Genomic DNA, 21,046 nt, shown 5'->3' with positions numbered 1-21,046 from the left:
GGGGAACCGGCGGGGGAACCGGCGGGGGAACCGGCGGGGGAACCGGCGGGGGAACCGGCGGGGGAACCGGCGGGGGAACCGGCGGGGGTTGCTGCTCATGTTTCACGTGAAACATGAGCAGCAACCCCCGCGTCAAGATAGGGGAGGGCGTGCGCCGAGCTCCTCCGCGGTAGTCCCCCACGTGCGAGATCGAACGTTCCCGTCAATGCGCCGGCCTCCGCCGCGATCCACTCCTAGCGTCATGGGAGCGCGCCGCGAAGGCGCGGGAGAACTCTTCCCGCGGTCACCTCCCAGTCACAGCCATGACGCGCTTACAAACGCACTCTCAATTCCTCGATGTACGTGCGAGCCAGAGGAGCTCCCATCCGCAACCCTCCTCACGGCCGATGAGGCAACGATTCCGCGGCGGGTTCCCAAGTACGGACGGAATGGCTTTCATCGGTGGCCAATCGCACCCCGGCTGACGCCGCGAACTACCCTCACGACCTCCGCGAGCCACCTCGTGAGCGCCCGCCGCAACACGCCTCCAACTTCTTCGCGGTCTTGCGTCTGCTGGCCTCGACACGGCTCGTTTCGGGCTCCCCGTCATCGAACACCCCTCATAAACCGAAGGCGTACGGCTCGGTTGGTGCCGTGCCGTATTGACAACGTGTAACGCCCGGGTGCCCTAATGTCGTGACCCCGTGACGGGACTGTTTCACGTGAAACCGCACACTCCAGCCCGACGCTTCGCGCCGCTTTGAGTTGGTTCTCCTGCGCATCGTCCAGCCCAGACCTCGCATTCACGCACCCCGAGCATTCGCTCGACATTCAACAACATGGGCTCGCCCCTGTCGCCGTGCCGAATGCACTCTCTCATCACGGAGAACGACCCGGAATCCGGACGTGCACCAGGCGCACCTCGCGGTCCCTGTGTGTGAATGATTCTCAACCATCTACGCCCATCGTTTCACGTGAAACATTCACATTGCTGCCGGTACGGGACGCGGACATGGCCTTCAATCTGAACCGTAGGCCCCTCAGACGAACGTGACCGAGCTCAGAGGATCCCTGACCAAGGCCCGCGATCGCGGCCTGGTCCGACTAACAGTGCTGAACAGCGCCGGGTGTACGCGCCAAACTAGGTCATCAGATTCGCAACTCGGTGGGAGCATTCAACGCGAGCGTCACGCTGCGAGAGCTAAACAAGCACTGTCCAGACACCAAGGGAGCGTGTTCACTGTACGACGGCACGGAGCACATGATCGCCGGGGGAGGAGCGGACTACCCGGCGACCTCTACGCCGGCTGGCCCCTCTCGATCTGCCCTAGCGAGCTCCAGACAGCGAAGTCACCACCGAGCCACGCCAGGCCCGGCACCGCACGCGCGAACGCGATCGACGGCACCGCGCGAGAAGGGGCAGCTGTATTGCCGCCTGACCACCCCGCGACGTCAGTCGCGTTCTGCACCACGAACGACGCCGACTTCTTCGCGCGGCACGAGCACCTAGTTCGCTATCCGATCGGGGCAGCCGGCTCGGGTATACACGTACCGAACCATCCTCATCCGCCAGCTCCAGATCGAGTCTCACCCTCCCGCGTAGCGCCATCCCGTGCGGTTCGGACTGGCCACATCTGACCATCGGCACCGCGAGATCACCGTCCGTCCCCAGGCTGTCGGAAACGAGTATAGCCATCCGTAAGCTCCTCACGCGGCACATGCCTATCCAGCCACGTCAGCAGTCCATACCCATCCACCTCACGGGAGTGGTATAGCCCCATCTACCTCCACACGCAGCGCAGGCGGCCATTTCCGCATCGCGAACCATCCCTACCCTCTCGCACGTAGCTGGGGGCTGCAGCATGCCCTCCACCGCTGCGTCCTACAAGAGCAGCGGTGGCGCCGCCCGGACGGCGTCGGACACCAACACTCGCCCCCGGTAGCCACGAGAACGACACATGCCCTCCCACATGTCGCAGCGCCGACAGGTCATGCCGAGTACCTCGACGCTCTATCGAACCGCGGCGATCCACGCCGATCTTTGGCCACCATGAGACCCAAGCATCCTGCCGCAGGCAGGAGACCGACGCATGCTCGCATATATCTCGCGGTAGGGACATCTGCCCACGTGGAGTGTGGCTAAGCGACACGCCACGACCACAGACGAACGCCATGCCGTCCGAGACCGGCACGCGGTCGCTCACGTCTCGCGGGCCCGACCACCAGCCACACCATCCGCTAGCACCGCGGGAGACCCACACCGCGCTCGGCACAGCCGTAGGAACTACCCCTGCCAAGCGAACGCGACCGCCAACCTCACCCGCGGGCACACCGCTGGAGGGCCACACCGCCACCCGACGGCCCTGAGGCAGTATCGAACCCCGCACCCCGCAGAAGCCCGCGCAAGCCCTCCTAGCCGCCGGGGGAGCGACCCATGCCCTCCGCGGGACCCGTACTTGCGACACCGATCCCTGTACACCGCACGGGAGCGACACCTGCCTCACCATGCCGAAGCACGGCACGTCAACCCCGACAACTCGAGCGACTCGCTCGCCTCTTCACAGTCATTCCGACGGCTCTCATCAACGACCGCACAGGCCACACCGACGGAAGACCGACGCATGTTTCCACCCCAACGCGCGCCACCGCCGCCTCACGGAACACCGTTGAGGCCGCACCCGTCATACGCCGGTGCGGCCTCAACTCATCATCGGATCACGGACCACCGACGGGCGCAACGTTTCACGTGAAACACCACCCGGGCGCTGCGCGCCCTACTGCTCGCCCAGGTACACGCGCAGCGCGTCGCGCACGAAGCTCGCGCCCTGCACGCCGCCGTAGTTCGCCGCGAAGCGCTCGTCGGCGACGTACATCTCGCCGAGACCCAGCACGTAGGCGCGCAACTCCGCAGGCCCCTGTTGGGCGGGTGTGCCCGGGATGCCGCGGAGCCACGCAACGTGACGCGCGGCGAGCTCCTGCGCCTCATCAGAGCCTGGCTCATTACCGCGAGCGGCAGCGGCCTTCCAGTCGTCCGAGAGCTGCGCAGCGGCGCCCTGCCACTCGCGCCGACCGTCCTCTCCGAGGCCGCGCCACCAGGCGTCGCTTCGGGCGTAAGCTTCCGCGCCCCAGCGCTCCTCGACCTCCTCGCGGTAGCGCGTGTGGTCGAAGCCGTCGAATACCTTGTTCTCCATGAGATCCCTTTCTCTTCCATCGATCGCCTCGCCCTCGAGCGCGGCGATCGTGCGTTCCACCGCACCGATCTGTGCGGCGATGCGGCTCTGCTCCTGCCGCAGAAGCGCGAGGTGTTCCGAAAGGATCCGCGCCTCGCCGGGGGAGCGGGCGTCCTGCACGGCGAGGATCTCGCTAATCGCGTCCAGGCCGAGACCCAGCTGCCGCAGCAACAGCACGCGCTGCAGTCGGACGAGGGCCGCGTTGTCGTAATACCTGTACCCGTTGTGCCCGATCCGACTCGGCGACACCAGCCCGATGCTGTCGTAATGACGCAGGGTGCGCGACGTCGTGCCGACAGCCCGCGCCACGTCCTGAATCGAGTACTCCATGCCCGCTCCTCCTCTCGCCGAGAGCGCCTCAGAGGCGCCGGACTTCACGTTAGGCGTTGACGCAACGTCAATGTCAAGAGCGGGCGAGAACCCGTAGCAGCCGCCGGTCGCTGCATGCCCGTTTCACGTGAAACACCGGGGGAGTGGTCGACGGCAATCCTCTAACGGTTCACCGCTCGTTCCCGCACGCGCAACCCGAAAGGCATTGCGGTATCAGTCGGCGTATGCCACGCACCATTCCGGCACGACCCGGAACATGCGGATGTTCTCACCCCAGGTGCGCGGATCCGTTCCGTAGTGGGCGACCCAGTGTCCGATGATCTCGTCGAAGTCGGGATGGGTCTCGTCGAGCGCCTCCGCACGACCGTGCGTGAAGAACCCGAGACGTTCGCTATCGATGTGCGCCACACTGACCGCCGGACGCGACGCGAGGTGCCGCGCCTTCGCCGATCGTCCATCCGTACCGAACGTCCAGTGCCCGTGGATGAAGTGCCCGTCGACCGCGCTCACACGGGGTTCGCCGGCCGCCGTCACGGTGGCGATGCTCAGCACGCGCATGCCCTCGAGCCGGGGGAGCAGCGCCTCGGCCGACAGCGCATGGTCATCGGAAACGATCTCCTGCAGATGGGCGGTGGCGCGTGCGCGCGACGCATCCATTAGCGCTTGCAATTGTGCGATCTCTTCGCGCGTTTCGTACATCGTCACCCTCCATTGCCGATCGATCAAGCGATTCATCAAGATGTCGAAGTCATGAACGCCGCATAGCGTCTTGCGGTTCAGCGTACCCGTCCGCGAAAGATACCCACAGGTCTTCCCACAGGGCGTGTTCCTCCGTGACACGCGTGTTTATGCGGATATCGGGGGATCGGACGTTCACAGGCCTCCGAGTTATCCACAGGCTGGCGGCCGTGATGTGGACAACTTTCCACGCAGTATTCCGTTTACCCAATCAGGCAATTAGCAACCGGGGTTGACATAGGGATGCCTAGCAACTTAGGTTGACATCATGGATTCGACACAGGTGGCCCAGGCCGCCGCCGACACCGCCGACCCGCGGGCCGGCCTCCGCGCCGTCGCGTCGTTGCGCACGCTCGCTGATGCCCTGGAACTGCGCCAGGTCGAGGCCGCACTCCGCGACGGAATGACGTGGCAGCAGATCGCCGACGCTCTCGGCGTGACCCGACAGGCCGTCCACAAGAAGTACGCCAGACGAATCGACCCCACCATCGAGGTGCCGAGGAGAACAACATGAGCAGGTTCACGCAGATGCTCGCAACCGGGTACAGCGTTTCCATCAACGCGGCCGAGGAGGCGTCGCGCTTCGGCGTGCCCGCCGTTGATATCGAGCATGTCTTCCTCGCGCTCGTGATCGACGACGGCACCGCGGGCCAAGTCCTGCGTCGCGCCGGCATCACCCTCGATGCCGCGCGGAAGGCGGTCGCAGACCAGCACCGCGACCACCTCTCGAGCATCGGCGTACAGGCCGAGCTGCCGGGCGACGGCCGGATCCGCTTCCTCGAACAGGGTGGCATCGATTGGACGGATCGCGCGCTCAACCTGGTCTCGCGCGCGGGCGGAAAGCACAAGTCCGGCGACGCGACGGCCGTGCTCCGAGAGCTCCTCGCCGAGCCGAGCGGCACCGTCGACGAGCTCCTGGAGCGCCTCGGTACGAGCGCGGACGAGGTGCGAGAGCAGCTCGACGAGGCGGCAACGATCCGGGCGCGCACCGCGGCCCCCGCGCGGCGCCTGGGCCGCACGCACACGGTGTTCGTGCCCTCGCCGCCGAGCGAGGTCTGGGCGCTCGTCTCCGACGCCGCACGGTTGCCGGAGTGGGATCCGACGCTAGAGACGGTGACGACGGATGGCGAGCGATGGGTCGGGACCGCCCACACGACCCGGCCCAACGGCAAACCCCTGAGGCTCCGCGCCGATACGGCGCGTCTGATCGTCGAGCGGATCTCGGCGGCGGACCACCGCGTGGAGTGGCGCTTCACCTTCCCCGACGCGCCGGGCGCCAACCAGCGCTCCGTCATCGTCACTCTCGAGGAAGCGGCCGGCGGATCGCAGGTGACGGTCGACTTCGCGTGGATCCGCGGATCCGGGCCGCGCGGGCTGCGGCGCGTCGTCGCCCCGCTCGCGCGGCTCATCGCGCGCCCGGTCGTGGGCATCGCGCTGTGGTTCCAGGTCGTGAACCTCGCAAGCGGCATCAGCCGCGCGATGCGCTGAGCCGCGCGCTCCGCGGACTCACGGATGCCCCCCGCACCCGAGGGCGCGGGGGCATCCGTGAGCCGGGTTCCTACGCCCGAACGAGAGCGCGGAAGACCCGCGTGGGCTCCGCGATAATGCCCTCGCCGATGACCTCGACGCGGGCCTCGCTGAGCTTGTGCTTGCGGATCACCTTGGCGGCCTTCTCGATCTCCGCGTCGACGCTCTGACCCTTGAGGAGGATCAGCTCGCCGCCGTCGCGGGCGAGCGGAGCCGTCCACGGGATGAGGGTGCGCAGGGCTGACACGGCACGGGCCGTCACGGCGTCCAGATATCCCTCGTACCGGCCGGCCTCCTCGGCCCGAGCGCGCTCGACGGTGACGTTGTCGAGCCCCAGGTCCGTCTTCTGCTCGGTGAGCCAGGCGCAGCGACGCTCCATCGGCTCGATGAGGATCCATTCGATGTCCGGGCGCGCGATCGCCAGCACGATGCCGGGCAGGCCGCCGCCGGATCCGACATCGCCCACGCGGCCGCCCGCGGGGAACAGCGGGGCCGCGATCGCGGAGTTGAGGATGTGACGGTTCCAGAGGCGTGGGAGCTCCTGGGGGCCGATCAGGCCCCGCTCCTCGCCGTGCTCGGCGAGATTCGCCGCGAAGCGGCGCGCCAGTTCGATGCGATCACCGAACAGCGGTGCCGCCGAGGCGGGTTCGATCTCCAGCGTCATGCCTTGCGCACAACCGTGTGCCGGTCGCCGCGCTCGCCGTACGACTCGGAGACGTACCCACGCTCCGCGACGATGTCGTGTACGACCTTGCGCTCGTACGAGCTCATCGCGGGCAGCGACGCCTGCGAGGCACCGTCCTCGAGCCGCGCGATCGCCTGGTCGACGAGCTGCGCGAGCTGCGCGCGGCGCGTGTCGCGGGATCCGCCGACGTCGAGGATCAGGCGCGAGAACTCTCCCGTTTCGCGCTGCACGGCGATGCGCGTGAGCTCCTGCAGCGCCTGCACGACCTCGGGGTCGGCGAAGGGCGTCAGCGATTCATCATCGCTCTCGACCGACACGTACGCGCGCCCCTGGCGCACGTCGAGCTCGAGGTCGCCGTCGACGTCGGCGATGTCGAGCAGTCCCTCGATGTAGTCGGCCGCGATGTCGCCCTCGCGTTCGAGCTGCTCGGTCGTCGGCTCGTCATTCTGCATCGTCATTTCTGCGCCTCTCCGGAGTCGTCCTTCGCGGGCTCGGACGGCTCCGCCGCACCATTCGCGGATCCGCCTGCCTGCTGCTTGCGGCGAGCGGCAGCCTGCTGCGCGTCGCGCTTGGCGCGCTTGGCGCTCTTCGGCTGCACGCGCTTCGCGCGCTCCTGGCGCTCGAGCTCCGCCTTGCGGGCGAGCTCTTCCTGCTCGCGCTCGTACTCGGCGATCGTGACGACCTTGCCGTGCGAGTTGACGGCCTTGCCCTTCTTCGCGAGCCGCTCGTCGCGGGCGATGGCCGCAGGCGATCCGGGGGTCGGGCTCTCGCGGATGATGTAGAACTGCTGACCCATCGTCCAGAGGTTGTTGAAGAACCAGTAGCTGACGACGCCGAGCGGGAAGAAGACGCCCGAGAAGATCATTGCGAAGGGGATGATGTAGAGCATGATGCGCTGCATCTGGTACGCCTGACCCTGGCGGGCCTCGGGCGAGAGGTTCTTCGACACGATCTGCAGCTGCGTGATGAACTGCGTCGCGATCATCATCGCCACGAGCACGACCATGAGCACGATCGGACCGAACGAGTGATCGTTGAAGTGGTCGATCAGCGTCTTCGACAGGGGGGCCACGCCGAAGAGGTTGGCCTGTTCGAACTGCTCCACCTTGTCCGCGGTGAAGAGCCACTTGTTCTTGCCGCCGGTGCCGGCGGCGTACCAGGTGGCGATGTCGCGCAGCGTCCAGAACAGCGAGAGGAAGATCGGCATCTGCACGAGGAGCGGCAGACAGCCTGCCACGGGGGAGGTGCCGTGCTTCTTGTACAGCGCCTGCGTCTCGCGCATCTGCGCCTCACGCGAGAACTGGTCCTTCTTGCCGCGGTACTTCTCCTGGATCTTCTTCATCTGAGGACCCAGCTCCATCATCTTCCGCTGGCTCTTGATCTGCTTGACGAAGAGCGGGAAGATGCACAGTCGCACCACGACGACGACGCCGAGAATCGACAGGACCCAGGCGAGGCCGCTGTCTTCCGGCATGCCGAGCGACGTCCACAGCCAGTGCCAGCCGACGAGAATGGCCTCGATCACCCATCGGATGGGGAAGAGGATCGATCCGAAGAAATCACCCACGGAGAGTCAGTCCTTTCGGCGCGGCATCACGAAGCCACGCGGAGTCAGGTCATACGAGAAGTCTGGATGAGGACGCACGTCGTCCTCGCCGCCGGCCGCCCAGGGGTGGCAGCGCACGATGCGCGCGAGCGCGAGCGCGGATCCCTTGACGAGGCCGTGCTGCTGAACCGCGGTCACGGCATAGGCGGAGCACGAGGGGTAGTAGCGGCACACGTCGCCGTAGAGCTTGGAGATCGTCGCTCGGTAGGCGATCAGGAAGGCGACCCCTGCGTTGCGCGGAACGCGCACGGCTCCGGATATGCGAAACCGCGCCGACCCCATGGCCGACGCGGGCAGGACGCTCATGCCGCGGCCTTGCGCTCGAGACCGCGGGCGACATCGTGTCGCAGCTCGGCGTAGGCGGCCTCGGCGCTCGCGGGGAAGGCGCGGATCACGATATCGGCCCCCGGACGCAACCGCGGCGTCGCCTCAAGGCAGATGGCCTTGAGGCGACGCCGAACGGTGTTGCGCGTCACGGCGTTGCCGACCGCCTTGCTCACGATGAATCCGAAGCGCGGCGGGCGCTGCTCGCCCGTGTCGATCACGTGCACCACATGAAGCGCGCCCGCACGTCGCGAACCCCTGCGGACGATCGTTCGATAGTCGATCCCGCGGGTGATCCGCTGCGTACGGGCGAGCACTCCGGGCGCTCCGTGAAGGAACTTACGCCGAGAGCTCGGTGCGGCCCTTGCTGCGGCGCGCGTTCAGGATCGCGCGGCCGGCGCGGGTGCGCATGCGGGCGCGGAAGCCGTGCTTCTTGGCGCGGCGGCGGTTGTTGGGCTGGAAAGTGCGCTTGCTCATCGCTGATCACTCCGGGGGCTGGGGTCACCGGAACGGGGTTTGCCGGAGACGTCTTACAGAAATGCCCACACGGGGCACAAGTCAACCGAATCAGACTACGCCGTCGGCCATAGCGGAAGCAAACCGCGGGGGCAAGCTGTCAGTATCCCCACAGCCGAGCTCATTCCATGCGTTGTTAACAACAGAAAACGCTCCGGGCGTTTGCGCAGGCGGCCTGTCATGGCTAGCGTATTCCAAGTTATCCACAGGCTGTGAGTTAAGGGGAAGACGGATGCTCGACGTCCCGGACGTACCGATCTGGCGCCTCGTGCTCGCCGAACTCGAGAACGACGAACGCATCACTCCGCAATTGGAGGGCTTCCTCAATCTCGCCGTCGCGCAGGGCGTGATGGGCGGTGCGCTCTACCTCGACGTCCCCAACGACCTCACGGCCGGTCAGTTCAACAAGCGCATGCGCGAACCGATCATGGACGCGCTCGCGAAGCTGGGCGACGACGTCACCAGCTTCCGCGTCGTCACGAACCCCGAGCTCGCCGACCAGCCGTTCGTCCCCGAGCCGCATCCCCTCGCGGAGCAGCCCGCCGAGCAGCCCCGCGCCTCGGAGCGCGGCGGCCCGCGACCGATCGAGCAGCCGCAGACGCAGCCGCGCAGCGAGACGCGGCTGAACCCGAAGTACACCTTCGACAACTTCGTCATCGGCCAGTCCAACCGCTTCGCCCACGCCGCCGCGGTCGCGGTCGCCGAGGCGCCGGCGAAGGCGTACAACCCCCTCTTCATTTATGGAGACTCGGGGCTCGGCAAGACCCACCTGCTCCACGCCATCGGCGACTACGCGCAGAACCTGTTCCCCGGCGTGCGCGTCCGGTACGTGTCGAGCGAGGAGTTCACCAACGACTTCATCAACTCGATCGCGAACAACCGCGGTGCCGCGTTCAACGCCCGCTACCGCGACCTCGACATCCTGCTGATCGACGACATCCAGTTCCTCCAGGGCAAAGCGGAGACCCAGGAGTCGTTCTTCCACACCTTCAACACCCTGCACGACCACGACAAGCAGGTCGTGATCACGAGCGATGTCGCGCCCCGCCTCCTCACCGGCTTCGAGGACCGCATGCGCTCGCGCTTCGAATGGGGTCTGATCACCGATGTGCAGGCGCCCGACCTCGAGACGCGCATCGCGATCCTCCGCAAGAAGGCATCGAGCGAGCGGATCTACATCCCCGAGGACGTCATCGAATACATCGCCTCGCGCGTCTCGACCAACATCCGCGAGCTCGAGGGCGCGCTGATCCGGGTCTCCGCCTTCGCGAGCCTCAATCGCTCCGAGGTGTCGCGGGAGCTCGCCGAGGGCGTGCTGCGCGACATCGTCGACAAGCCCACGGACACGGTGGTCTCGCCGAATGACATCATTCAGGCGACCGCGGCCTACTTCAAGCTCTCGGTCGACGATCTCTATGGCCCCGGCCGCGCCCAGGCCGTCGCCCAGGCGCGTCAGATCGCCATGTACCTGTGCCGCGAGCGCACGAACCTCTCCCTCCCCAAGATCGGTCAGCTCTTCGGCGGCCGCGACCACACCACGGTGATGTACGCGACGAAGAAAATCACCGAACTGATGAAGGAGAAGCGCCAGGTGTACAACCAGGTGCAGGAGATCACCGCGCAGCTCAGCCGGCGCTGATTGCCTTAACGCCGACGACTTATCCACACGTTATCCCCAGAGCCCTCGGGTTAAGCACCGGGGGTTTTTGGCGTCTTTCTGCGGACCCTGTGGACAAGTCGCGGGATCCCGCGGCGGGATTGTCCACATCTGGTTCTTGACACGGGCCCTTAACGGGCGTTAAGAGCGGATCCGCGTGTGGATAAGTTGTGGATAACTGTGGAAACGTGGCGCCTTAACTGTGGGCGACACGCGCTGAGGGTGTGAAAAGCGCTGTGCACGCCCCTCGCCGCCGATCTCGCGCCTCCACGACTCGTCCGCAGCCCGTCCACAGATCACACGCGTGTAGTTCCCTACTCCGTCCTGGGATCCACAGAGTTATCCACAGTATCCACAGGCGTTAACGACGTTAAGAGATTTCTTTCTCTGTTAAGGGCGCTCCGATCACCACAGGCCGGGCCGGCCATGCGGGCCTCAGCGGGAACCACTAGCATTGGATCCCCGCGTACCCGCATGTTGAGAGGGAGAGATCCGTGAAGTTCCACGTGAACCGCGACGTCTTCAGCGAGGCTGTCTCGTTCGTCGTCAAGCTGCTTCCGCAGCGCAACCCGCAGCCGATCCTCGCGGGTGTGCTGATCGAGGCAACCGCCGACGGCGCCCTCTCCCTGTCGGCCTTCGACTACGAGGCGTCCGCACGCACGACGATCGAGGCGCAGATCGATGAGTCGGGCACGATTCTCGTCCACGGCCGGCTGCTCAACGACATCGCGAGCCGTCTGCCGAACGCCCCGATCGAGATCTTCACGGAGGAGGACGGCAACGTCGCCGTCGTCTGCGGACCCGCTCGCTTCGCGCTCGCGTCGATGCCCGTCGAGGAGTACCCGGCCATTCCCGAGGTCACCGGTGAGTCGGGCCTCGTTCCCGGAGAAGACTTCGCGACGGCGATCTCGCAGGTCGCCTTCGCCGCGTCGCGCGACGACGTCACGCCCGTCCTCACGGGCGTGCAGCTCGCCGTCTCGAACAACTCGCTCGCGCTCGTCGCGACCGACCGCTACCGCGTGGCGACCCGTGCGATCGACTGGGACGGCAGCCAGGCGGAGGCCCAGGCCCTCGTTCCGGCCCGCACGCTCACCGAGGTCGGCAAGACCTTCTCGCACGGCGGCAACATCTCGATCGCCTTCTCGGGCGAGGCTGATCGCGAGATCATCGCCTTCACGGCGGGCAACAAGACCGTCACCTCGCTGCTCATCAAGGGCAACTTCCCGCCCGTGCAGCGCCTGTTCCCCGAGCAGACCGGGCACTACTCGGTCGTCTCGACGAGCGAGCTCACCGAGGCGATCCGCCGCGTCGCGCTCGTGCTCGACCGCTCCGCGCCCCTGCGCTTCACCTTCGGCCCGACCGAGGTGACGATGGACGCCGCAGGCGGCGATCAGGCCCGCGCGACCGAGTCGGTCGACGCCACCCTCACGGGCGGCGAAGAGGTGACGCTTGGGCTCAACCCGCAGTACCTCCTCGAGGCGCTCGGCGCCGTCAAGAGCGAGTTCACGCGCATCACTTTCACGTCGAGCGACAACGCCAACAAGCTCAGCCCGATCCTCGTGACGGCGCAGACCTCGGTCGAGGAAGCGGCGAACGACAACTTCAAGTACCTGCTCCAGCCCAACCTGCTGCTCCGGTAACCGCGGTGATCGTCGAGCACCTCAGCCTCGTCGACTTCCGCAACTACGCCGAGGCCGAGCTCGAGCTGCGGCCGGGCACCAACCTCCTGGTCGGTCGCAACGGCCAGGGCAAGACGAACCTGGCCGAGGCGGTCGCGTACCTCGCGACGCTCGGATCCCACCGGGTGTCGGCCGACGCGCCCCTCGTGCGCGACGGCAAGGCGGCCGCCTTCGTCCGCGCGCGCCTCGCGCACGGATCCCGCCGGGTGATGCTCGAGCTGCAGATCAACAAGCAGGGATCGAACAAGGCGCGGATCTCGGGAAACCCGGTGCGCACGAACGAGCTGCCGCGCTACGCGCAGGTCGTGCTCTTCGCGCCCGAGGACCTGACGATCGTGCGCGGCGACCCCTCGGCGCGGCGCCGCTTCGCCGACCAGCTGCTCGTGCAGCGAACGCCGCGAATGGCGGCGGTGCTCGCCGATTACGATCGCACGCTGCGCCAGCGCACCACGCTGCTGAAGTCCGCCCGGGCCCGCGGCATGAAGGTCGAGCAGCTCACGACGCTCGAGGTCTGGGACGACAAGCTGATCTCCCTCGGCTCGCAGATCATCGACGCGCGCGACCGGCTCGCGCGCGACCTCACGGATCCGCTGAAGGCCGCGTATGCGGCGATCGCCGGCGACGACCACGCGCCGGAGATCGCCTGGGCGACGACGATCGCGGGCGCGGATCCGGAAGAGGACGAGATCGACGGGCAGGAGGGCTCCGGATCCACGGAGGAGCAGTTCCGCCAGGCGCTGCTCGCGAAGCGCTCGCTCGAGATCGATCGCGGCCTGACCCTCGTGGGCCCGCACCGCGACGACCTCGTGCTGCGGTTGCGGGGGCTGCCCGTCAAGGGCTACGCCTCGCACGGGGAGAGCTGGTCGGTCGCGCTCTCGCTCCGGCTCGCATCGGCCGAGCTGCTGCGCGCCGAGTCGCCGGGCGGCGACCCGATCCTCATCCTCGACGACGTCTTCGCCGAGCTCGACGCGGCGCGGCGCACCCGCCTCGCCCGCGTCGTGTCCGACTACGAGCAGGTCATCGTCACGGCCGCGGTCGCGGGCGACATCCCCGAGCACCTTCGCGAGCACGCCGTGCGCATCGAGGCCGGCCGCGTCCTCGGACCGCTCGCCGATCATCCGCTCGAGGAGGCGTCGTGACCGACGAGCGCCCACCGGGAGTGCCCGAGACGATCGCGACCTATCTGCGACTGCGCGGCCTGCCGCTTAGCAAGGCCGCGCGCCGCAAGCGCCAGCGCCGCGGGGATCCGGAGGGTTCGCTGCCCTTCACGAAGGGCAGGGATCCGGGAACGCTGGGCGACGCGATCTCGGCGCTCACGACGTCGAGCGGCTGGACGCCGCAGCTCGAGCGCGAGGAGCTCGCGCTGAACTGGGAGACGATCGCGGGCGCGGAGAACGCGGAGCACTCGCACATCGAGACCTTCGCGCAGGGCCTCGTCGTGGTGCGCTGCGACTCCACGGCGCGGGCGACGCAGATGCGCATGATGCGGGCGGCGTTCCTCACGCGCATCCTTGAGGTGTATCCCGAAGCGGGCGTGAAGGAGATTCGCTTCTTCGGACCGGACGTGCCGACCTGGAAACATGGCTTCAGGCGCGTTCAGGGGCGCGGTCCGCGCGATACCTACGGTTGAGATGGGATCCGACCCGTAGGAAGGGTTTTTCTCGCGCTGGTGGGCCGTCTAGGCCGGTTTCCGAGCCGCGAACGGGTAGACTGGAAGCGTCTGTCCAGACGTGAAGGAGCGACCCCTCTATGACCAGCGAGACCCCTCAGAACGAGCCCGAAATCGGCGCCGACGAGGCAGCCGGGGGTTCCCGCAGGGTCGAAGGCGAGTACAGCGCCGACGCCATCCAAGTTCTCGAGGGTCTCGAGGCGGTGCGCAAGCGCCCCGGCATGTACATCGGATCCACGGGTCCGCGCGGCCTGCACCACCTCGTCTACGAGATCGTCGACAACTCGGTCGACGAGGCGCTCGCGGGCTACTGCGACACCATCACGGTGACGCTGCTCGCCGACGGCGGCGTGCGATGCGTCGACAACGGTCGAGGCATCCCCGTCGCGATGCACAAGACCGAGGGCAAGTCGACCCTGGAGGTCGTGCTCACGGTGCTGCACGCCGGCGGTAAGTTCGGCGGCGGCGGATACGCCGTCTCCGGTGGACTGCACGGCGTCGGATCCTCGGTCGTGAACGCGCTGTCGACGCGGCTCGAGGCCGTCGTCAAGCGCGACGGCTACGTCTGGCGCCAGAACTTCTCGGGCGGCGGCGCCCCCGAGGGGCCGATCGAGCAGGGCGAGGCGACCGACGAGACCGGCACCGCCATCACCTTCTGGCCCGACGCCGAGATCTTCACCGAGACGGTGGAGTTCGAGTACGAGGTGCTGCGCACCCGCTTCCAGCAGATGGCCTTCCTCAACAAGGGCCTGAAGATCGAGCTCTACGACGAGCGCGAGGGCGCGACGGAAGAGGTCGACAACGAAGACGGCGAGCCCGAGACGCGGCAGCGCCACGACGTCTTCCTCTATGAGAACGGCCTCATGGACTACGTCGACTACCTCAACCACGCCCGCAAGGTCGAGCGCGTGCACGAGGAGGTCATCAGCTTCGAGTCGGAGGACACCGAGCGCAAGATCTCGGCCGAGGTCGCGATGCAGTGGACGACGTCGTACAACGACAACGTCTTCACCTACGCCAACACGATCAACACCCACGAGGGCGGCACCCACGAAGAGGGCTTTCGCGCCGCGCTCACGAGCCTCGTCAACCGCTACGCGCGCAACAACAACCTTCTCAAGGAGAAGGACGACAACCTCACGGGCGACGACGTGCGCGAGGGCCTGACGGCCGTCGTATCGGTCAAGCTCGGCGAGCCGCAGTTCGAGGGCCAGACGAAGACCAAGCTCGGCAACACCGAGGCCAAGGGCTTCGTGCAGCGCATCGTCACGGAGGAGCTCGGCGACTGGTTCGAGCGCAACCCGCAGCAGGCCAAGACCATCATCCGCAAGGCGATCGACGCCGCCTCGGCGCGCATGGCCGCCCGCAAGGCGCGCGAGACCGCGCGCCGTAAGAGCGTCTTCGAGTCGGCCGCGATGCCCGACAAGCTCAAGGACTGCACGAGCAAGGATCCGTCGATCTCGGAGATCTTCCTCGTCGAGGGTGACTCGGCAGGCGGATCCGCGGTCGACGGCCGCAACCCGCTGACGCAGGCGATCCTGTCGCTGCGCGGCAAGGTGCTGAACGTCGAGCGCGCGCGCATCGACAAGGCGCTCGGCAACAAGGAGATCCAGGCGATGATCCAGGCCTTCGGCCCGGGCATCGGGCCGGAGTTCGACATCGAGAAGGCGCGCTATCACAAGATCGTGCTCATGACCGATGCCGACGTCGACGGCCAGCACATCACGACGCTGCTGCTGACGCTGCTGTTCCGCTACATGCGCGGGCTCATCGAGGCCGGCTACGTCTTCCTCGCGATGCCGCCGCTGTACCGCCTGAAGTGGACCAACGCCGAGCACCAGTACGTGTACTCGGACCGCGAGCGCGACGACGCCCTCGAGGCCGGTCGCGAGCGGGGTTGGCGCCTGCCGAAGAGCACCGAGGGCGGCGTGCAGCGCTACAAGGGTCTCGGCGAGATGAACGCCGAGGAGCTGTGGGACACCACGATGAACCCCGAGACGCGCACGCTTCAGCAGGTGACGATCGACGACGCGGCCGCGGCCGACGAGATCTTCGCCGTCCTCATGGGCGACGACGTCGAGTCGCGCCGTAACTTCATCCAGCGCAACGCGAAGGACGTCCGCTTCCTCGACATCTGATCGAGCGCGGATAGAGAGACACAGACATGACTGACGAAGAACGCCCCGACGCCAGCGCCGAGCACAACCACGGCCGCATCGACCAGGTCGATCTCCAGGAGGAGATGAAGCGCAGCTACCTCGATTACGCGATGAGCGTGATCATCGGTCGTGCGCTGCCCGACGTCCGCGACGGCCTCAAGCCCGTGCACCGCCGCGTGATCTACGCGATGTACGACGGCGGCTACCGCCCCGACAAGTCGTTCTCGAAGTGCGCCCGTGTCGTCGGCGACGTGATGGGTCAGTACCACCCGCACGGCGACAGCGCGATCTACGACACCCTCGTGCGCCTCGTGCAGCCGTGGGCGATGCGCTACCCGATGGCGCTCGGCCAGGGCAACTTCGGCACCCCCGGTAACCAGGGCGCCGCCGCCCCGCGTTACACCGAGACGAAGATGGCCCCCCTCGCGCTCGAGATGGTGCGCGACATCGAGGAAGACACCGTCGACTTCGAGGACAACTACGACGGCCGCACCCAGGAGCCCACAGTCCTGCCCGCGCGGATCCCGAACCTCCTCGTCAACGGATCCGTCGGCATCGCGGTCGGCATGGCGACGAACATCCCGCCGCACAACCTCCGCGAGGTCGCCGACGGCGCCCTGTGGGCGCTCGACAACCCGGAGATGCCGCGCGAGGAGATCCTCGCGGGCCTCATGCAGCGGATCCCCGGTCCCGACTTCCCGACCAAGGCGCTGATCCTCGGCAACAAGGGGATCCAGGAGGCGTACCGCACCGGTCGCGGATCCATCCCGATGCGCGCCGTCGTGAACGTCGAGGAGATCCAGGGCCGCACCTGCCTCGTCGTCACCGAGCTGCCGTACCAGGTCAACCCCGACAACCTCGCGGTGAAGATCTCGGAGCTCGCGCGCGACGGACGCGTGCAGGGCATCGCCGACATCCGCGACGAGACCTCGGGCCGCACCGGCCAGCGCCTCGTGATCGTGCTCAAGCGCGACGCCGTCGCGAAGGTCGTGCTCAACAACCTCTACAAGCACACCGACCTGCAGTCGAACTTCTCGGCGAACATGCTGGCGATCGTCGACGGCGTACCCCGCACGCTTCCGCTCGACCGCTTCATCACGCTGTGGATCACCCACCAGCTCGAGGTCATCGTCCGTCGCACGCAGTTCCGCCTGCGTAAGGCGGAGGAGCGCATGCACATCCTGCGCGGCTACCTCAAGGCGCTCGACGCGCTCGACGAGGTCATCGCACTGATCCGCCGCTCGCCGACCGTCGACGAGGCGCGCGAGGGTCTGAAGGGCCTGCTCGACATCGACGACATCCAGGCCGACGCGATCCTGTCGATGCAGCTTCGCCGCCTGGCCGCCCTCGAGCGCCAGAAGATCATCGACGAGGCCACCGAGCTCGAGGCGAAGATCGCCGACTTCAAGGAGATCATCGCGAGCGAGGCGCGCCAGCGCGACATCGTGAAGACCGAGCTGACGGCGATCGTCGACAAGTACGGCGACGACCGCCGCACGCAGATCGTGCACGGCTTCGACGGCGACGTGTCGATGGAAGACCTCATCGCGCAGGAAGAGGTCGTCGTCACGATCACCCGCGAGGGCTACGTCAAGCGCACGCGAAGCGACCTGTACCGCAGCCAGCACCGCGGCGGCAAGGGAATCAAGGGCGCGCAGCTGCGCGCAGACGACGTCGTCGAGCACTTCTTCGTCACGACCACGCACCACTGGATCCTCTTCTTCACCACCGCGGGGCGCGTGTACCGCGTGAAGGCGTACGAGCTTCCCGAGGCCGGTCGCGACGCGAAGGGCCTGCACGTGGCGAACCTCCTCGCGCTGCAGCCCGAGGAACAGATCGCCGAGGTCATCGAGCTGAAGACCTACGAGGACACCGAGTACCTCGTGCTCGCAACCCGCAACGGCCTCGTCAAGAAGACGCGCCTCAGCGAGTACGACTCGAACCGCCAGGGCGGCATCATTGCCATCAACCTGCGCGACGGCGACGAGCTCGTCGACGCCATGCTCGTCAACAGCGACGACCACCTGCTGCTCATCAGCCGCAAGGGCATGTCTCTGCAGTTCCCCGCCTCCGACGAGTCGCTGCGCCCGCTCGGCCGCTCGACCTCGGGCGTGAAGGGCATGTCGTTCCGCGAGGGCGACGAACTGCTGTCGGCGTCGGTCGCGCGCCCCGGCACCTTCGTCTTCACGGTGACCGACGGCGGTTGGGCCAAGCGCACGGCGATCGAGGAGTACCGCCAGCAGGGCCGCGGCGGCCTCGGCATCAAGGTCGCGAAGCTACACGACGACCGCGGAGAACTCGCCGGCGGGCTCATCGTGGAGGAAGACGACGAGGTTCTCGTCGTTCTCGCCAAGGGCAAGGTGGTACGCTCGGCCGTTGCCGAGGTGCCCGCGAAGGGACGTGACACGATGGGAGTCGTGTTCGCCCGTCCCGACAAGGGCGACCAGATCCTCACGATCGCTCGCAACAGCGAGCGTGGCCTGGGTGAGGACGAGGCAGAAGAAACCGAAACCCCTGAAGGTGGCGAATGAGCACGGTAGCTGACAAGCTCGCGAAGAAGTCTCCCCAGAAGAGCTCTTCGAAGCAGGTGCGACTGCGCCTGGTCTACATCGACTTCTGGTCGGCCGTGAAGCTGTCGTTCCTGGTCGCCATCGCGATCGCGATCGTCACGCTCGTGTCCTTCGTGCTGCTCTTCCTCGTGATCGAGTCGACCGGGCTCATCGCCCAGGTCGACGAGTTCATCGGAAGCTTCAGTGGCGGGCGCTTCTCGATCGCCGCGACCGTCGGCCTGCCGCAGGTGTTCGCGTTCGGATCCGTCGTCGCGATCCTGAACCTCATCGTCGTGACCGTGATGGGCGCCATCTCGGCCGGCATCTACAACATGTGCGTCAAGATCACGGGCGGCCTGCTCGTGGGCCTGACCTCGAACTGAGCCTTCACTCGAACGCCCCGGACGTTGTCCGGGGCGTTCGTTGTGTGTGGGGTGGGTGGCAGGTGGCGGGCGGGTGCCGGGATGTCGGAGAAATCACGGGAATCGGAGGGATTCGGAGAGGACTTCCGAGTTTCGTGATTTCTCCGAGGTTCGTGCGGCGCGGTGCGCGCGATGTAGGGGCGGCATGGATCTAGGTGCGTGATCACCCCGAAAGTCGGAGAAATCACGGGAATCGGAGGAATTCGGGGTGGATCCCCGAGTTTCGTGATCTATCCGAGGTTCGTGGCGTGATGGTCGTGGTGTCGCGACTCTGGGGCGGCTCGGCGACGTCGCGTGCGGCAGGCGGCCGTCCTGAGACTCGGAGAAATCACGAGGATCGGAAGCTTTCGGGCAGGATTCCCGAGTTTCGTGATTCTTCCGAGGTTCGTGCGGTGCGCGCGATGTTGGGGGCAGGTATGGATCTCGGGGTGCGTAATCGCCCCGAGACTCGGAGAAATCACGAGAATCGGAAGCTTCCGGGGTGGATTCCCGAGTTTAGTGATTCTTCCGAGTCTGGTTCTGATCGTTGGCGCGGTGTCGCGGCGACGGGTGCGGGCTCGAGGTGGATCCGAGGTGGGCATCGCGGGCGGCTCGCGGTGATGTCGCCGTCTCGGAAATCGGAGAAATCACGAGAATCGGATGCTTTCGGGGAGGATTCCCGAGTTTCGTGATTCTTCCGAGGTTCGTGCGCCCGGATCCGGAGGAGCGGTCAGGGGGCGAGGAGCGGCCGGACCCGGATCCGCAGGCGCCGAGCGATACACAGGCCGCCAGACGGGGTGAACTTTCCACAGAACGCGGGAACGGCCCGGCGCGGAGCGTGGGTGTCGGGGCAGAGTGTCAGCATGGATCTGGACGGATACCTCCGCGCGAACGGCGGGGTCGCGCGCATGTCGACGCTGCTTAGCGCCGGGATCCGGCGCAGCGCGATCCGCCGCGCGCTCGACGCGGGGCGCATCGACAAGATCGCGCGGAGCTGGGTGGCTCTGCCCCAGGCCGATCCGAGCCTCGTCGCGGCAGCGCAGATCGGTGTGACGGTCACGTGCGTCTCGCAGGCGGAACGCCGCGGGTTGTGGTCGTTCGGAGCGGGCGAATCCCACGTGGCGGCGCCGCCGAACGGCAGGCTGAACCGGCCGACGACGGCGCACGTGCACTGGGGCCGGCCGCTCGTCGCCCGCCGTCCCGACGCCCTCGAGGACGGCATCATCAACACCCTGGCCTACGTCGCCGCCTGCCAGCCGTTCGAGAAGGCGCTCGTGATCTGGGAGTCGGCGGCGCGCAAGGAGCTCGTCGTGCGCGAGACGCTCGCGAGGCTCCGATTCGGCCCGCAGGGCCGGCGGATCCTCGACGAGATGAGCTGGTACTCGGACTCCGGGATCGAGTCGGTCGTGATCCCGCGCCTGCGCTGGCTGCGCGTGCCGTTGCGTCCGCAGATCTCGATCGCGGGGCATCGCGTCGACCTCCTGATCGGCGACCGCCTCGTGCTACAGGTGGACGGCGGCCACCACGTCGACGCGCAGCGCACGGAGGACAACCGCCACGACGCGCAGCTGATGCTCATGGGATACCACGTGATCCGCGTCAGCTATCACCAGATCGTCCACCGCTGGCACGAGGTGCAGGATCTGATCGCGACCGCGGTCGCGCAGGGGCTGCACCGGATCCCCTAACGGCACGAGACTCGGAAGAATCACGAGAATCGGAGAGAATCGAGGAGGATCCCCGAGTTTCGTGATTTCTCCGAGCCTCGTGCATGAGCCGCGCGACGGGCAGCACCTGCGCGACGCGCCCGGGAAGTGTACCGGGTTTGGTGGCTCGCGTGGGGATCGAGTATTGTTTTAAAGGTTGACGGCCGCGAGGCCGGATGCGGGGCTATAGCTCAGGCGGTTAGAGCGCTTCACTGATAATGAAGAGGTCCCAGGTTCAAGTCCTGGTAGCCCCACCACCACGAAGGCCCGAGCGGAAGCTCGGGCCTTCGG

The 21,046-nt window shown here is 67.0% G+C and carries 18 protein-coding genes and 1 tRNA gene; 11 read left to right on the top strand and 8 right to left on the bottom strand.

Features of this window, described 5'->3' with window-relative positions:
- Positions 1-2,753: 2,753 nt before the first annotated feature.
- Together IEX05_RS14530 and IEX05_RS14525 are read right to left on the bottom strand one after the other, a co-directional pair.
- Positions 2,754-3,539: a MerR family transcriptional regulator gene (locus tag IEX05_RS14530; protein WP_188703100.1), complete on the bottom strand. Its 786-nt coding sequence runs from the start codon at positions 3,537-3,539 to the stop codon at positions 2,754-2,756.
- 213 nt (positions 3,540-3,752) lie between these two features.
- Positions 3,753-4,238 (bottom strand): pyridoxamine 5'-phosphate oxidase family protein, encoded by a 486-nt coding sequence (locus IEX05_RS14525; RefSeq protein WP_188703098.1) that lies wholly within the window; start codon positions 4,236-4,238, stop codon positions 3,753-3,755.
- Between the two features lie 307 nt (positions 4,239-4,545).
- On the opposite strand from IEX05_RS14525, the gene IEX05_RS14520 reads away from it, so the two are divergent.
- Positions 4,546-4,791, top strand: coding sequence for a helix-turn-helix domain-containing protein (locus IEX05_RS14520; RefSeq protein WP_188703096.1), 246 nt, complete (start codon positions 4,546-4,548; stop codon positions 4,789-4,791).
- Positions 4,788-5,765 (top strand): SRPBCC family protein, encoded by a 978-nt coding sequence (locus IEX05_RS14515; protein ID WP_188703094.1) that lies wholly within the window; start codon positions 4,788-4,790, stop codon positions 5,763-5,765. Before IEX05_RS14520 ends, IEX05_RS14515 begins: the two co-directional genes overlap by 4 nt.
- A gap of 70 nt (positions 5,766-5,835) precedes the next feature.
- On the opposite strand, the gene rsmG is transcribed toward IEX05_RS14515, so the two are convergent.
- The 6 genes from rsmG to rpmH are packed head-to-tail and all read right to left on the bottom strand — an operon-like array spanning position 5,836 to position 8,896.
- Positions 5,836-6,468: a 16S rRNA (guanine(527)-N(7))-methyltransferase RsmG gene (rsmG, locus tag IEX05_RS14510; protein ID WP_188703092.1), complete on the bottom strand. Its 633-nt coding sequence runs from the start codon at positions 6,466-6,468 to the stop codon at positions 5,836-5,838.
- Positions 6,465-6,947 carry a Jag family protein gene (locus IEX05_RS14505; RefSeq protein ID WP_188703090.1) on the bottom strand — a complete coding sequence of 161 codons (483 nt, stop codon included), beginning with the start codon at positions 6,945-6,947 and terminating at the stop codon, positions 6,465-6,467. The genes rsmG and IEX05_RS14505 overlap by 4 nt, the downstream gene beginning before the upstream one ends.
- Positions 6,944-8,056 carry a membrane protein insertase YidC gene (yidC, locus tag IEX05_RS14500; RefSeq protein ID WP_188703088.1) on the bottom strand — a complete coding sequence of 371 codons (1,113 nt, stop codon included), beginning with the start codon at positions 8,054-8,056 and terminating at the stop codon, positions 6,944-6,946. The genes IEX05_RS14505 and yidC overlap by 4 nt, the downstream gene beginning before the upstream one ends.
- A 6-nt stretch (positions 8,057-8,062) precedes the next feature.
- Positions 8,063-8,401, bottom strand: a complete 339-nt coding sequence (gene yidD, locus IEX05_RS14495) for a membrane protein insertion efficiency factor YidD (RefSeq protein ID WP_188703087.1) — start codon at positions 8,399-8,401, stop codon at positions 8,063-8,065.
- Positions 8,398-8,736 (bottom strand): ribonuclease P protein component, encoded by a 339-nt coding sequence (rnpA, locus tag IEX05_RS14490; RefSeq protein WP_188703085.1) that lies wholly within the window; start codon positions 8,734-8,736, stop codon positions 8,398-8,400. Before rnpA ends, yidD begins: the two co-directional genes overlap by 4 nt.
- Before the next feature lie 22 nt (positions 8,737-8,758).
- Positions 8,759-8,896, bottom strand: a complete 138-nt coding sequence (gene rpmH, locus IEX05_RS14485; protein ID WP_114117644.1) for a 50S ribosomal protein L34 — start codon at positions 8,894-8,896, stop codon at positions 8,759-8,761.
- Between the two features lie 271 nt (positions 8,897-9,167).
- Between rpmH and dnaA the strand changes: the two genes are divergently transcribed.
- The 9 genes from dnaA to IEX05_RS14440 all read left to right on the top strand — a co-directional run bounded on the left by dnaA (position 9,168) and on the right by IEX05_RS14440 (position 21,012).
- Entirely contained in the window at positions 9,168-10,574 is a 1,407-nt protein-coding gene (gene dnaA / locus IEX05_RS14480) for a chromosomal replication initiator protein DnaA (protein ID WP_188703083.1), read from the top strand.
- Between the two features lie 512 nt (positions 10,575-11,086).
- The gene (gene dnaN, locus IEX05_RS14475; protein ID WP_188703081.1) at positions 11,087-12,232 is read left to right on the top strand and encodes a DNA polymerase III subunit beta; all 1,146 of its coding nucleotides are present in this window, start codon (positions 11,087-11,089) and stop codon (positions 12,230-12,232) included.
- Positions 12,233-12,237: 5 nt separating this feature from the next.
- Positions 12,238-13,410, top strand: coding sequence for a DNA replication/repair protein RecF (recF, locus tag IEX05_RS14470; RefSeq protein ID WP_188703079.1), 1,173 nt, complete (start codon positions 12,238-12,240; stop codon positions 13,408-13,410).
- Positions 13,407-13,901 (top strand): DciA family protein, encoded by a 495-nt coding sequence (locus IEX05_RS14465; protein ID WP_188703077.1) that lies wholly within the window; start codon positions 13,407-13,409, stop codon positions 13,899-13,901. Before recF ends, IEX05_RS14465 begins: the two co-directional genes overlap by 4 nt.
- Positions 13,902-14,020: 119 nt before the next feature.
- Positions 14,021-16,078 (top strand): DNA topoisomerase (ATP-hydrolyzing) subunit B, encoded by a 2,058-nt coding sequence (gene gyrB, locus IEX05_RS14460; RefSeq protein WP_188703075.1) that lies wholly within the window; start codon positions 14,021-14,023, stop codon positions 16,076-16,078.
- A 26-nt stretch (positions 16,079-16,104) separates the two neighbouring features.
- Positions 16,105-18,630, top strand: a complete 2,526-nt coding sequence (gene gyrA / locus IEX05_RS14455) for a DNA gyrase subunit A (protein WP_188703073.1) — start codon at positions 16,105-16,107, stop codon at positions 18,628-18,630.
- Positions 18,627-19,031, top strand: a complete 405-nt coding sequence (locus tag IEX05_RS14450) for a DUF3566 domain-containing protein (protein WP_188703072.1) — start codon at positions 18,627-18,629, stop codon at positions 19,029-19,031. Before gyrA ends, IEX05_RS14450 begins: the two co-directional genes overlap by 4 nt.
- Before the next feature lie 881 nt (positions 19,032-19,912).
- Entirely contained in the window at positions 19,913-20,737 is an 825-nt protein-coding gene (locus IEX05_RS14445; protein ID WP_188703070.1) for an endonuclease domain-containing protein, read from the top strand.
- A gap of 198 nt (positions 20,738-20,935) precedes the next feature.
- A tRNA-Ile gene (locus IEX05_RS14440) sits at positions 20,936-21,012 on the top strand.
- Positions 21,013-21,046: the final 34 nt, after the last annotated feature.

Origin of the sequence: Microbacterium nanhaiense (assembly GCF_014646015.1) — a bacterium.
GTDB classification, from domain to species: Bacteria; Actinomycetota; Actinomycetes; order Actinomycetales; family Microbacteriaceae; genus Microbacterium; species Microbacterium nanhaiense.
This window is presented reverse-complemented; position numbering and strand designations above follow the sequence as displayed.

What these genes read in the sequence shown, in the direction of transcription:
- IEX05_RS14530 (WP_188703100.1), bottom strand. Translation starts at nt 3,539, where the DNA reads ATGGAGTACTCGATTCAGGACGTGGCGCGGGCTGTCGGCACGACGTCG.
- IEX05_RS14525 (WP_188703098.1), bottom strand. Translation starts at nt 4,238, where the DNA reads ATGTACGAAACGCGCGAAGAGATCGCACAATTGCAAGCGCTAATGGAT.
- IEX05_RS14520 (WP_188703096.1), top strand. Translation starts at nt 4,546, where the DNA reads ATGGATTCGACACAGGTGGCCCAGGCCGCCGCCGACACCGCCGACCCG.
- IEX05_RS14515 (WP_188703094.1), top strand. Translation starts at nt 4,788, where the DNA reads ATGAGCAGGTTCACGCAGATGCTCGCAACCGGGTACAGCGTTTCCATC.
- rsmG (WP_188703092.1), bottom strand. Translation starts at nt 6,468, where the DNA reads ATGACGCTGGAGATCGAACCCGCCTCGGCGGCACCGCTGTTCGGTGAT.
- IEX05_RS14505 (WP_188703090.1), bottom strand. Translation starts at nt 6,947, where the DNA reads ATGACGATGCAGAATGACGAGCCGACGACCGAGCAGCTCGAACGCGAG.
- yidD (WP_188703087.1), bottom strand. Translation starts at nt 8,401, where the DNA reads ATGAGCGTCCTGCCCGCGTCGGCCATGGGGTCGGCGCGGTTTCGCATA.
- rpmH (WP_114117644.1), bottom strand. Translation starts at nt 8,896, where the DNA reads ATGAGCAAGCGCACTTTCCAGCCCAACAACCGCCGCCGCGCCAAGAAG.
- dnaA (WP_188703083.1), top strand. Translation starts at nt 9,168, where the DNA reads ATGCTCGACGTCCCGGACGTACCGATCTGGCGCCTCGTGCTCGCCGAA.
- gyrB (WP_188703075.1), top strand. Translation starts at nt 14,021, where the DNA reads ATGACCAGCGAGACCCCTCAGAACGAGCCCGAAATCGGCGCCGACGAG.
- gyrA (WP_188703073.1), top strand. Translation starts at nt 16,105, where the DNA reads ATGACTGACGAAGAACGCCCCGACGCCAGCGCCGAGCACAACCACGGC.
- IEX05_RS14450 (WP_188703072.1), top strand. Translation starts at nt 18,627, where the DNA reads ATGAGCACGGTAGCTGACAAGCTCGCGAAGAAGTCTCCCCAGAAGAGC.
- IEX05_RS14445 (WP_188703070.1), top strand. Translation starts at nt 19,913, where the DNA reads ATGGATCTGGACGGATACCTCCGCGCGAACGGCGGGGTCGCGCGCATG.